The organism is Chromohalobacter israelensis DSM 3043, from assembly GCF_000055785.1.
In the GTDB taxonomy this organism is placed as follows: domain Bacteria; phylum Pseudomonadota; class Gammaproteobacteria; order Pseudomonadales; family Halomonadaceae; genus Chromohalobacter; species Chromohalobacter israelensis.
Window position 1 is genome coordinate 1,047,034 of sequence record NC_007963.1, and the last position, 11,612, is coordinate 1,058,645.

Genomic DNA, 11,612 nt, shown 5'->3' on the forward strand with positions numbered 1-11,612 from the left:
CGACGAAAGCCGCATGTGCCATGCCGTTCACGGCACACGATGACTGCGAGCCTCCTCGAGCAGTGCGAACCAGGTCGCACGGTCCAGCGACAGGCTGCTATCCCGGTGCAGCGCCTGGATGTGGCTTTCCTTGAGGGTGCCGATGACCGGGGCGGGATGTCCCGGCAAGCGGCGCAGCCAGGCCAGGGCCAGTCCGGCGGTGCTGGAGTCGAACGTCTCGGCGAAATGCGCCAGCGCACTGCCCAGCACATCCTCGAAGACCAGACCGCCGCCCAGCGGCGACCAGGCCATGGGGGCGAGGCCATCGGCGATCACGGCATCGTAGAAGCCATCGAACAGCACTTCCGGGCGGGCCAGCGACAGCTCGAACTGGTGGGCGCCGAGCGGATGACGCATGGCGGCCTGGAGCCGCCGCCACTGCTCGGGCAGGAAATTGGACACGCCCACCGCGCCGATCTTGCCGGCATCGATGGCGGCATCCAGCGCGGCGGCGGTGGCATGGGCATCGAGCAGGGGGTCGGGGCGGTGGAGCAGGAAGTGATCGAGACGCTCGACCCCCAGCTGGGACAGCGAGGCGTCGATGCGTTCTTCCAGATAGGCGGGCGAGGTGTCGTAGTGCTTGACGCCGAAGCGCGAGTGATCGCGGGCGGGAAGCACGATATCGGCCTTGGTGATGACCTTGACGCGGGACTTGAGCGCCGGCCGCCGTGCCATGGCCTCGCCGAAGAGGCGTTCGCACTCGCGATTGCCGTAGATGTCGGCATGATCGAACCACACCAGGCCCTCGTCGAGGCGCGCCTCGATCCAGTCGGCCAGGCGCGTGGCATCGGCCAGTTCGGGGCGCTCGTGAAGGCGCATCATGCCGAGTACGAAGGGAACGTCGAACGCCAGCTCATCGCTCATTGCGCAAGATCCTCTCGGGTCAGGGTCGTGGCCAGGAGGTGCTGGGCGCCGGGCACCAGCCATACGGGGTCGACGCGCGTACAGGCCGCTTCGACGCACAGGAAGTGGAGACCTGCCTCGGCGGGCGTGTCGCCGGGCAACTGGCTGTCGGGATGCCAGACCACGGTGGAGTCGCTGCCCTGCTTGGCGATTCTGAGGCGACGCTCGTCGTCGTCCAGGATCACCGGGCGGTTGGATTCGTAGATGCGATCGAGCGGACCGCGAACCCCGAGTTCGCCTTGCTGGTGCGCCTCGGAAAAGTCGCGGCGCTTATCGAGGTAGCGGGCACCGGCCAGTCCCTCGACACGACACTGATGCACGTGAGCGACGGCGAAGTAGGTGTGTAGCGCGGCGGTCAGCTTGACTGGCGTTTCGCCGCGATGCTCGGTGATCAGTTCGACGTGCAGGCGCTGGGCGCTGGCATGGATCATCACCCGGGGCGTGAGTTGCTCGTCGAGGGAGGCGGTCGGCGACAGGTGTACCTCGACCCCTTCGTCCTCGTCGTCGACGCCGTCGAGCCGCCACTCGGCCTGGCGTGCGGTGCCGTGCATGGGACCGCGGCCGTCGGGGGATTCATCGGCGAACCAGGGCCAGCATACCGGGATGCCGCCGCGGATCGTGCCGGGCAGCGCCTGTGGCGTGGGAGTGACCCACAGCCAGCCATCCTCCTTGCCGGGTGCCGGCCGGGCGTCTGCCGCTCGTCCGGTGGCAGGGGCGAACGGCAGATAGTGCAGTACCTGGGCGCCCTGCAGGGAGACCGCGAGTTCTCCCCAGGCCGTGTTGAACAACAGCACGCGACGGCCTTGCCATTCGGCCTCGCGTTGCCCCTTCGTCGCGTCGAGCAGTTGACGCAGGGAGTCGGGGATCATGTCACCTCCTCGTTGTGTAATGCTTCGCAGGCGCCCAGCAGCCCATTCCAGGGTGCCGTGACCACCCACACGGGAATGTGGGCAGTGTACGCGTGCATGCGCCCTTTGTCGGCGAAAGCATCGCGGAAGTGGCTGTGCGGCAGCCAGTCGAGCAGTCGCGGCAGAATGCCACCGCACAGATAGACCCCGCCGCGCGCGCCGAGCATCAGGGCAGCGTCGCCACTGACGTCGCCGAGAATCTTGAGGAATCGCTCGAGGGCGTTGCGTGCCAGGGGATCGCCGGCCCGGGCCGCGCCGGTGACCTCCGCCGGGGTGTTGTAGCGCGCGACCTGCTTGGCCAGTTGAGCATGCGCGCGGTACAGGTCCAGAAGCCCCTGGCCGCAGAGAATGCGCTCCACCGAGACGCGCCCGTAGCGTGCCTGAAAATAGGCCAGCAGGTCACGTTCGTGTTGATCGGTGGGGGCGAAGGAGATATGGCCGCCTTCGGTAGGCAGCGGAATCCAGTCATGCTGACCGGGAAAGAGCCCCGCCATGCCAAGGCCCGTGCCGGGGCCGAAGATCAAGCGCGTGCACCCCGGCGCGGCCTCGCCGTCCCCGAGCGCGACGAGTTCGTCGTCCGCCACGTGGGGCACGCCCAGGGCCTGGGCGGTGAAGTCGTTGATGACCTTGAACAGGGTGAAGCCGAATTCCTCGGCGACCTGGCGTTTGGAGAAGCGCCAGGCATTGTTGGTCATGCGGACCTCGTCGTCGTGCACGGGGCAGGCGAAGGCGAGGCAGGCTTCCGTCGGCATCTCGGCGCCCACCTCCTTGAGGTAGGCGCGAATCGCGTCGGACAGCGAAGGATAATGCGCGCAGGGCAGGGTTCTGATGTCATGAAGGTCGAACGCCCCCGGCGTCACCAGGGCGAAGCGCGCATTGGTGCCGCCGATATCGCCGATCAGTGCCGGTCGGGTCATGCGTCCTGCTCCACCCGCGAGGCCTGGGTGGGCTCCAGCGCTTGCGCGTCGAAACCGCCGAATACCGAGGCGCCGTCTTCGGCACCGCCCACCAGGGCGCGGAATCCGGCGAACAGTTCACGCCCCAGGCCGTGATGGTGATGGTCGAGGTCGGCCGTGGCATTGTCGCGTGCCTGCCACTCGGCGTCGCCGACCAGGGCACGAAGCTCTCCGTTATCGGGGTCGAGACGAATCACGTCGCCGTCGCGCAACTTGGCCAGCGGGCCGCCGTCGACGGCTTCCGGCGTCACGTGAATGGCGGCGGGCACCTTGCCGGAAGCGCCCGACATGCGTCCGTCGGTCACCAGCGCGACCTTGAAACCACGGTCCTGCAGCACACCCAGGTAGGGCGTGAGCTTGTGAAGCTCGGGCATGCCATTGGCCCGAGGCCCCTGGAAGCGCACCACCACGACCACGTCGCGGTCCAGTTCGCCGGCCTCGAACGCCGCCTTGAGCTGATTCTGGTCATCGAACAGACGTATCGGCGCTTCGACCACGCGGTTCTCCGGCTTGACCGCCGAGATCTTGATCACGCCGCGTCCCAGGTTGCCGTCGAGCACGGCCAGGCCGCCAGTGGCCGCGAAAGGATTGGCCACCGGCCGCAGGACGTCCTCGTCGAGGCTCGCGCCGGGGCCTTCGCGCCAGACCAGCTCCCCATCCTCGAGGAAGGGTTCCTGGGTATAGGCGTGCATGTCGGTACCGAACACGGTGGGAATGTCGGCATGGATCAAGCCGGCGTCGATGAGTTCGCGGAACAGGAAACTCATGCCGCCCGCGGCCTGGAAGTGATTGATGTCGGCCTTACCGTTGGGATAGATGCGCGTCAGGCTGGGGACCACGCTCGAGAGCTCGGCGAAATCGTCCCAGGTGATGGTGATGCCGGCGGCGCCGGCCATGGCGACCAGGTGCATGGTGTGGTTGGTGGAACCGCCGGAGACCAGGAGGCCGACCATGGCGTTGACGATGGCGCGGGCGTCGATCTGCTTGTAGAAGGGCCGGTAGTTGCCGGTACTTTCGGCATGACGAATGGCCTGCTCGGTGGCATAGCGGGTCAGCGCTTCGCGCAGAGGCGTGCCGGGATTGACGAACGAGGCGCCGGGCAGGTGCAGCCCCATCATCTCCATCATCAGCTGATTCGAGTTGGCGGTGCCATAGAAGGTGCAGGTGCCGGGGCTGTGGTAGGACTGGGACTCTGCCTCCAGCAGCTCCTCGCGACCGACCTTGCCTTCGGCGTAGAGCTGGCGGACCCGGGATTTCTCGTCGTTGGGCAAACCGCTCTTCATGGGGCCGCCCGGCACGAAGACGGCAGGCAGGTGGCCGAAACGCGCCGCGCCGATGAACAGTCCGGGCACGATCTTGTCGCAGATGCCCAGGAAGAGGGCGGCATCGAACATGTTGTGCGACAAGGCCACGGCGGTGGACATGGCGATCACGTCGCGCGAGAAGAGCGACAGCTCCATGCCCGGCTGCCCCTGGGTCACGCCATCGCACATGGCCGGGACCCCGCCGGCGAACTGGGCCGTGGAGCCCATCTGACGGGCGGCTTCCTTGATGGTGGCGGGAAAGGTCTCGAAAGGCTGATGCGCCGAGAGCATGTCGTTATATGACGACACGATCGCCAGGTTGGCGCTGTTCATCAGCTTGAGGCGGTCCTTGTCGCCGCTGCCGCAAGCCGCGAAACCGTGGGCGAGGTTGCCGCACGAGAGCTCGGCCCGGTGCACGCCGCGCCGCTGCTGTTCCTGCATGTGCTGTTCGTAGAGCGCGCGGCGCGGGCGCGAACGCTCCTCGATCCGTTGGGTGACGCTGGCGACGGTCTGATTTAAGGACATGGTCGAACCTCATCGAGTGTCGGGGTGGTCATGTAGGTAAATTTAGCAAAAAAATACCTTGATGGTCGTGCGTCTTTCGCCCAAATTAAGGGAATAGTTGTAGTATTCTTCCAAAAGATGTCTATCGTATCCTTGGGTTCACGCCAATCAAAGAGAGGAAGCCATTATGACGCTGCGAGTTGCAATCAATGGGTTTGGGCGTATCGGCCGTAACGCCTTGCGGGCTCTCTACGAGAACGGTTATCGAGATCGCATCGAGGTCGTGGCCATCAATGATCTGGGGGACCCGTCGCTCAATGCCCACCTTCTCAAGCATGATAGCGTGCATGGGCATTTCATGTTCGACGTGACGCATGACAGCGAGTCGCTGAGCGTCGATGGCGATCGCATCCGCACGCTCTCCGAGCGCGACCCGGCAGCCTTGCCGTGGGCCTCTCTCGATGTCGACCTGGTGATGGAATGCACCGGGCTGTTCACCTCGCGTGACGCCGCCGCCAAGCATCTCGATGCCGGTGCTCAGCGGGTGTTGATTTCCGCCCCCAGTGGCGATGCCGACGCCATGGTGGTGTTCGGGGTCAACGAGCATGTGCTGACCAGCGAGCATCGGGTCGTCTCCAACGCTTCCTGCACCACCAATTGCCTGGCACCGGTTGCCAAGGCACTGCACGAAGGCGTGGGCATCGAGAGCGGCTTGATGACCACGGTGCACGCCTATACCAACGACCAGAACCTGTCCGACGTCTATCACAAGGATCCGTACCGGGCGCGCAGCGCGACCCAGTCGATGATCCCCACCAAGACCGGTGCCGCCGCGGCGGTGGGCAAGGTGCTGCCCGAGCTCGAGGGCAAGTTCGACGGCCTGGCGGTCCGCGTGCCGGTAATCAACGTGTCGCTGGTCGACTTGACCTTCACCGCCGGTCGCGAGACCACCAAGGAAGAAATCAACGAGATCGTCGAGAAGGCGGCCGCCCAGTCGCCGGTGCTGGCGTCCAATGCCCAGCCGCTGGTGTCGATCGACTTCAACCACGATGCCAACTCGTCCACGTTCGATGCCAATCACACCCGCGTCAACGGACGCCTGGTCAAGGTGATGGCGTGGTACGACAACGAGTGGGGCTTCTCCAATCGCATGCTGGATACGGCACTGGCCATGCACGCGGCCAAGTAACGCGGCAGTCGGTGACGTAACCACCCCGTGTGGGAGCGGCCGGACATACGTCTCGCGCACTCACGGCTCCGCTCGATCGTTGTCCGTTCGCTCTCGCCCCTTGCGGCATCGATGATGCCGGGGGAGTCAGGCGCCCCGGAAGGGCGCCTTTTTTTGTGCGCGACGCTCAAGATTCGACGCCCGAGGTCGATGTGGAAGGTAACGCGTCATCGAATGGCCGCCGTCGGATTGCCTCTTGCGCGACGATGCTCAAGCTCCTGTAATGAGTGATGTCGCCATGTCCGGATTGTCAACGCTTAGTGGTCGGGTTTCGCTACCGCCCTGTGTTAGACTGTGTGGGCATGCATTATTTCTCATCAACGGAACGGCATCATGCGCGATTTTGTGCAACAGGCTCATCGGCTGGTCGGTGTCATGCTGCGCGATGGACACCGCAATCGCCAAGGCAAGATTACGGGGGTCGATCAGTCGCGCGACACGCCAGCCGTCTATGTCGCATGGACGGGTCAAGCCCGCTGCGAGCGCGTGACGCTGAGCATCGAAGAGCTGCGCACCCTGGTGTCGGCCTATCTCGAGACCCATGATCGCCGACCCGTTGATCAAGCCGAGCCGGAGACCTCGCCGGAGCCGTCTTCACGCCGGCGTGCCGGCATGCGGTAATCCGCTTGCGCCTTCGTCGAATCAGCGGTCGCGTGGGTTCGTCACGAAGTCTGGAAGTGGGGCGATGACTCATTATGGACATACCGGCCGCGAAGAATTTCTCCACCTTCCCCAGCGAGTGCGATGCATTGTTGGCGACCTCTTCCGCCATTTTCTATGCGACCGGTCCCGGCTGGTGGCGCCATGACCTGCATTACGTCAGCCATAACGTCGCGCAGATGATCGACGCGTCACGCGAGCGCCTGCGCGAAGCGCCCGCGCTGTGGATGGAACGCATGCAGGACGCCAGTGGTGTCGAGCAGCGTCTGTTCACGGCTCTCGAGGCGGGCGAGTCGCGCATACGCTTGCGCTACCGGATGACGTGCGATGATGGCAGCGAGCGCTATCTGCAGGACGATATCGCTGTCCACCGCGACGCCGCAGGAGAGGTCGTGGAGTTGGTCGGCGCCCTTGTCGACATTACCCGGCCCGACTCCGTCCAGGCACGCCTCGAGGCCCTTGCCGAAAGTGAGCGGCATTATCGCTTCATCGTCGAAAACGTCAGCGATGCCATCGTGCTGATGGATGCCGAGGGCGCGTGCCGTTTTGCCTCACCGTCGATTCAAGACATTCTCGGCCACCGTGCCGAGCGACTGCGTGGGCGCGGGCTGCTCGAATTGCTGCCCCCGGACGATGCGCCGCGCGTTCAACGTCTGATCCACGACGCCTCGTTGCACGGCGAACCGCTGCGCATGGAATTGCGCATGCGCCACCGACTCGGCCATTACGTGTGGCTGGAGACATGCTGCTCCCCCTCTTTGAATGCCGACACTGGGCGGTACGAGTGGATTCTCGCCGTGGCGCGGGATATCACCGATCGCAAGCATCGCGAGTACCGTCTGCAGGAACTGTCGACCACCGACAGCCTGACCGGGGCACTCAATCGTGGCGCCTATCTGAGCTGCTTGCGCAGCGGGCTGGAAGCTGCCGATCATGTTGCCCAGCGCATGTCGCTGGTGATCTTCGATATCGACCATTTCAAGACGATCAACGACACTTGGGGACATGCCGCCGGCGATCTGGTGCTGGCGTGCGTGGGGGAAATATGTCGCACGGCGTTACGCGATCAGGACGTCTTCGGGCGTATCGGCGGCGAAGAGTTCTCGTTGATGCTGGCCGGGCAGTCATTGAACGACGCGGCGCTGCTCGCCGAGCGGTTGCGCAAGAAGTTCGAGAGCGTGCGTGTCGAGTTCCACGGTGAATGGCTGAGTTTCTCGGTCAGCTTCGGTGTGGCGGAGCGCCAGACCAGCGAGGGCGTGGAGTCCTTGTTGCACAGAGCCGACATGGGGCTCTATGCCGCCAAGCGCAACGGTCGCAATCGGGTACACCAGGCACCGGCGCAAACGGCGTAAGCGCCGACGATATCATCAAGAATCAAGGAGAAACGCATGCCACGTATCGGAGGGAAGAACATGGTGCGGCTGCTATTGGCCTGTTGCCTGGGGATGTTGAGCCTCGGTGCCTGGGCGGAGACGGTGGAAGGTCCCAAGGTGGTCGGCGAGACGTTCGAGTATTCCACGGGCGGGAAGACCTATCAGGGGTACCTGGCTCGCAACGTCAATGACAACGAGCCGCGGCCGGCGGTATTGCTGGTGCACGAATGGTGGGGACTCAACGATTACGCCAAGTCGCGTGCCGACCAGCTCGCCGCCCTGGGGTTCGTCGCCCTGGCGGTGGACATGTACGGCAAGGGGCAGACCGCCACGCATCCGCAGGATGCCAAGGCGTTTTCCCAGCGCGTCATGAACGACTGGCCAACGGCACGTGCCAGTCTCGAAGCGGCCATGGCCAAGCTTCGCAAGGAGCCCTACGTGCGTGATGGCCGCATGGCGGCGCTGGGCTACTGTTTCGGCGGCGGTGTGGTGATGAACATGGCGCTGGCGGGCATGCCCATCGACGCCGCGATCAGTTTCCATGGCAGTCCCACGCAGGCGGTTTCCTCGCCGCAGCCGTTCGACGGCATCGTGCAGATCCACAATGGCGCGGATGATGCGCTGGTGGAAACGCAGGCGCTGGAGTCGATGGCGCAGACCTTGAGCGACGAGGGTGCCGAGGTGCGGGTCGTGCAATACCCCGGCGCCAAGCACGGTTTCAGCAATCCGCATGCCGATGTCGAGGCCGAAGAATTCGAGTTGCCGCTGGCCTATGATGCCGCAGCGGATGCGGCATCGTGGCAGGCGGCGTTGGTGGCGCTGGACCGCGCGCTGAACCGGGACGACGCGGAATAAACGCCGGGCGGCGGGTCGATGTCTCGCCGCCGAGGTGCGTCAGGCGCGCCGCGAGAGTGCCAGGACACGCTTGGCGAGCTCGATCATGTCGGGGTCGCCGGTATTCTTGTCGGGCACGTCCGAGAGCTTGATGACCGGCATCCAGTGCTGCCCTTCCGGGCGCGCCTCGGTCATCTTGATCACCATGTTCATCGGCGTGACGCCGACATCGTTGGTGAAGTTGGTGCCGATGCCGAAGGCCGTGGTGATGCGGCCGCGACAGAAGGCGTCGATGCGTTCGACGCGCTCGGGCGTCAGGGCGTCGGAGAAGATGATGGTCTTGGTACGCGGATCGATTCCCATGCGCTCGTAATGAGCGATGGTGGCGGCGGCGAACTCGAGGGGGTCGCCGCTGTCGTGACGCACGCCGTCGAAGAGCTTGGCGAATTTCTTGTCGAAGCTGTCGAAGAAGGTCGCCGACGTGAAGGTGTCCGTGAGCGCGATGCCCAGGTCGCCACGGTACACGTCCACCCAGTGCTCCAGGGCGAGGCTGTTGGCCATCTTGAAGCCGAAGCGGGCGCCGTGGAACATGAACCACTCGTGGGCGTGCGTGCCGATCGGCTTGACGCCGTGGCGCATGGCCAGGTGAACGTTGCTGGAGCCGGAGAAGGTATCGCCGCCGTGGTGGCGCAGCGAGGCCACCACACGGTCGTGCACATCGTAGGAATAGCGCCGGCGGGTACCGAATTCGGCGATCTTGAGCCCCAGGCGCTTGTAGTGTTCGATCTTGTCGCGGGTGCGCATGTCGATGATGGCATCCGCATCGCGCTTGCCGTCTCCCATGCGGTACCAGATCTCGCTGATCAGCGCCATCAGAGGGACTTCCCACAGGATGGTGCGGTACCAGAGGCCTTCGATGCGCAACTCGAAGCGCTCACCCTGCTGGACGATGTCGACCTCGCTCGGGTCGTACCGGAACCCCGAGAGGAAGTCGAGATACGTCGGGTCCAGGTAGGGGCAGGTGCGCTCCAGAAAGCGCTTTTCCTCGACGCTCAGGGAGAGGTCTGCCATGGCATCCACCGCCTCGCGCAATTGCTCGCCGAAGCCCGGAGGGAAGGCATGCTCCCCCCGGTTGATGAATGCATAACGGGCTCGCGCGTAGGGAAAGCGCTTGATGACCGCGCTTTGCATGGTGAACTTGTAGAAATCGTTATCGAGGAGCGAATCCAGCATCGTGCATCCTGTAGCGCGAGGTTCCGAAATAGGAGCGCCAGCTTAGCGCAGCGGCGGCGAGGGCACCACTGTCGTGCCGTTCGGGGCGGCTCACATGATCGCCATGACGCCGAACATCGTGATCATGAAGCCGCCGAACAAGAGCAGGCCCGCGATCGAGAGCAGCAGCAACAGGTAGCCCAGGATGAGGGCCGCCAGCGCCCAGGCATCGCCTTGTTCACCGCTGCGGCGGATCTGGCGCCGGGCAAGATGTCCGCAGACGACGCCGCCGAGTGCCCCGGGCAGCACGAAGATGCCCAGTACGCTGAGCGCGAAGGCGACCAGCGCCATGCTGTTGATGTGTCCCGAGGGCGGCGGTGTGGCGGGCGTGATGCGGGGCATCGCTTGCTCCAGAAAAAGGTTGGCCTCACCCTAGCACGAGGGGCGACATTCGGGAATCCGCGTAGGGAGGCGTGACGATGGGCTTGACGGTGCGCGAGTTGAGCGGTGTGGGTGATGTGCCGCGCGAAACCTGGAATGCCTGGCTCGGCACCGAGTATCCGTTTCTTCGTCACGAATTCATGCATGCCCTCGAGTGCAGCGGTTGCGTGGCAGCCGATAGCGGCTGGACGCCTCGTCACCTGGGAGTGTGGCAGGACGAACGCCTGGTCGGCGCGTTGCCCCATTACCTCAAGGATCACTCCTTTGGCGAGTACGTGTTCGACTGGAGCTGGGCCGACGCATGGGAGCGGGCCGGTGGGCGATACTATCCCAAGCGGCTGAGTGCCGTTCCGTTCACCCCGGCGGTAGGGCCTCGCCTGGCGCTGGAGGCCGGGGTGTCGAAGGAGGCGGCCGTGCGTGCGGTGGCGGCGTTTCTCGAATCGCATGGCGAGACGCTGTCGAGCTGGCATCTGCTGTTCGCCGAGGCGCCGGAAGTGGCGCAGTGGCAGCAGGCATGGCCGGCGCTGCTGCGCCGCGATGCGATACGTTTCGAATGGCGCGATGCCGGCTACGGCGATTTCGATGGCTTTCTGGCCGCGATGGTGAGCAAGCGGCGCAAGGAGATTCGTCGTGAACGCCGCAAGGTGGCCGAGCAGGGCCTGACCCTGCACCGTTTGACCGGTGATGCCATCGACGACGCGGCGCTGGCCCACTTTTACCGCTGTTACTGCGCGACCTACTGGGAGCGTGGACAAATGCCCTACCTCAATGCGGCGTTTTTCACGCACTTGCGCGATACCATGAGCGAGGCCTTGCTGCTCGTCCAGGCGCGCCAGGGCGATGTCCCGGTCGCCGCGGCCCTCTATCTGCGAGGCGGCGATACGCTTTATGGACGCTATTGGGGGAGCGACGTCACGGCCGACTGCCTGCATTTCGAAGCGTGCTATTACCAGGGCATCGAGTACTGTCTGGAACAAGGATTGCGTCGCTTCGATCCCGGTACCCAGGGCGAGCACAAGCTGACGCGCGGCTTCTTGCCCGAAGACAGTGTGTCGCTTCACTATTTACCGCATGCCGGGTTTCGGGAGGCGGTCGCGCGTTTCTGTGACGAGGAGCGGCGTGCCATGGCGCATTATCGTGCGGCCTGTTTCGAGCGCCTCCCTTTCCAGCGCGATGAGTGAGCCCGCGACGTATTCGGCGTGCGTGGCATGGCCTACCTCAATAGACCCTGTCTCATGGCACCGGCCTCG

Annotated in this window: 11 protein-coding genes; 5 read left to right on the forward strand and 6 right to left on the reverse strand. The window is 64.7% G+C overall.

Features of this window, described 5'->3' with window-relative positions; genetic code table 11:
* Positions 1-27 precede the first annotated feature (27 nt).
* The 4 genes from CSAL_RS04795 to edd are packed head-to-tail and all read right to left on the reverse strand — an operon-like array spanning position 28 to position 4,635.
* Positions 28-903, reverse strand: coding sequence for an aldo/keto reductase (locus CSAL_RS04795; RefSeq protein WP_011506236.1), 876 nt, complete (start codon positions 901-903; stop codon positions 28-30).
* Positions 900-1,811 carry a D-hexose-6-phosphate mutarotase gene (locus CSAL_RS04800; RefSeq protein WP_011506237.1) on the reverse strand — a complete coding sequence of 304 codons (912 nt, stop codon included), beginning with the start codon at positions 1,809-1,811 and terminating at the stop codon, positions 900-902. Before CSAL_RS04800 ends, CSAL_RS04795 begins: the two co-directional genes overlap by 4 nt.
* Positions 1,808-2,767 carry a glucokinase gene (gene glk / locus CSAL_RS04805; protein ID WP_011506238.1) on the reverse strand — a complete coding sequence of 320 codons (960 nt, stop codon included), beginning with the start codon at positions 2,765-2,767 and terminating at the stop codon, positions 1,808-1,810. Before glk ends, CSAL_RS04800 begins: the two co-directional genes overlap by 4 nt.
* Positions 2,764-4,635 (reverse strand): phosphogluconate dehydratase, encoded by a 1,872-nt coding sequence (edd, locus tag CSAL_RS04810; RefSeq protein ID WP_011506239.1) that lies wholly within the window; start codon positions 4,633-4,635, stop codon positions 2,764-2,766. Before edd ends, glk begins: the two co-directional genes overlap by 4 nt.
* A 166-nt stretch (positions 4,636-4,801) precedes the next feature.
* On the opposite strand from edd, the gene gap reads away from it, so the two are divergent.
* The 4 genes from gap (at position 4,802) to CSAL_RS04830 (ending at position 8,730) form a co-directional block, all read left to right on the forward strand.
* The gene (gene gap, locus CSAL_RS04815; RefSeq protein WP_011506240.1) at positions 4,802-5,803 is read left to right on the forward strand and encodes a type I glyceraldehyde-3-phosphate dehydrogenase; all 1,002 of its coding nucleotides are present in this window, start codon (positions 4,802-4,804) and stop codon (positions 5,801-5,803) included.
* Positions 5,804-6,175: 372 nt separating this feature from the next.
* Positions 6,176-6,463, forward strand: a complete 288-nt coding sequence (locus CSAL_RS04820) for a hypothetical protein (protein WP_011506241.1) — start codon at positions 6,176-6,178, stop codon at positions 6,461-6,463.
* Between the two features lie 74 nt (positions 6,464-6,537).
* The gene (locus CSAL_RS04825; protein WP_011506242.1) at positions 6,538-7,854 is read left to right on the forward strand and encodes a sensor domain-containing diguanylate cyclase; all 1,317 of its coding nucleotides are present in this window, start codon (positions 6,538-6,540) and stop codon (positions 7,852-7,854) included.
* A gap of 36 nt (positions 7,855-7,890) precedes the next feature.
* A complete protein-coding gene (locus CSAL_RS04830) occupies positions 7,891-8,730 on the forward strand; it encodes a dienelactone hydrolase family protein (protein WP_011506243.1) in 840 nt (279 codons plus the stop codon).
* A 39-nt stretch (positions 8,731-8,769) separates the two neighbouring features.
* Here the strand turns inward: CSAL_RS04830 and pncB are convergent, their stop codons facing one another.
* The gene (gene pncB, locus CSAL_RS04835) at positions 8,770-9,942 is read right to left on the reverse strand and encodes a nicotinate phosphoribosyltransferase (protein WP_011506244.1); all 1,173 of its coding nucleotides are present in this window, start codon (positions 9,940-9,942) and stop codon (positions 8,770-8,772) included.
* Positions 9,943-10,032: 90 nt separating this feature from the next.
* A complete protein-coding gene (locus CSAL_RS04840; RefSeq protein WP_011506245.1) occupies positions 10,033-10,323 on the reverse strand; it encodes a DUF4190 domain-containing protein in 291 nt (96 codons plus the stop codon).
* 77 nt (positions 10,324-10,400) lie between these two features.
* On the opposite strand from CSAL_RS04840, the gene CSAL_RS04845 reads away from it, so the two are divergent.
* The gene (locus CSAL_RS04845; protein WP_011506246.1) at positions 10,401-11,543 is read left to right on the forward strand and encodes a GNAT family N-acetyltransferase; all 1,143 of its coding nucleotides are present in this window, start codon (positions 10,401-10,403) and stop codon (positions 11,541-11,543) included.
* Positions 11,544-11,612: the final 69 nt, after the last annotated feature.

Coding starts and splice junctions, on each gene's coding strand:
- pncB (WP_011506244.1), bottom strand. CDS start 9,942: ATGCTGGATTCGCTCCTCGATAACGATTTCTACAAGTTCACCATGCAA.
- CSAL_RS04840 (WP_011506245.1), bottom strand. CDS start 10,323: ATGCCCCGCATCACGCCCGCCACACCGCCGCCCTCGGGACACATCAAC.
- CSAL_RS04820 (WP_011506241.1), top strand. CDS start 6,176: ATGCGCGATTTTGTGCAACAGGCTCATCGGCTGGTCGGTGTCATGCTG.
- edd (WP_011506239.1), bottom strand. CDS start 4,635: ATGTCCTTAAATCAGACCGTCGCCAGCGTCACCCAACGGATCGAGGAG.
- gap (WP_011506240.1), top strand. CDS start 4,802: ATGACGCTGCGAGTTGCAATCAATGGGTTTGGGCGTATCGGCCGTAAC.
- CSAL_RS04830 (WP_011506243.1), top strand. CDS start 7,891: ATGCCACGTATCGGAGGGAAGAACATGGTGCGGCTGCTATTGGCCTGT.
- CSAL_RS04800 (WP_011506237.1), bottom strand. CDS start 1,811: ATGATCCCCGACTCCCTGCGTCAACTGCTCGACGCGACGAAGGGGCAA.
- CSAL_RS04845 (WP_011506246.1), top strand. CDS start 10,401: ATGGGCTTGACGGTGCGCGAGTTGAGCGGTGTGGGTGATGTGCCGCGC.
- CSAL_RS04795 (WP_011506236.1), bottom strand. CDS start 903: ATGAGCGATGAGCTGGCGTTCGACGTTCCCTTCGTACTCGGCATGATG.
- glk (WP_011506238.1), bottom strand. CDS start 2,767: ATGACCCGACCGGCACTGATCGGCGATATCGGCGGCACCAATGCGCGC.
- CSAL_RS04825 (WP_011506242.1), top strand. CDS start 6,538: ATGGACATACCGGCCGCGAAGAATTTCTCCACCTTCCCCAGCGAGTGC.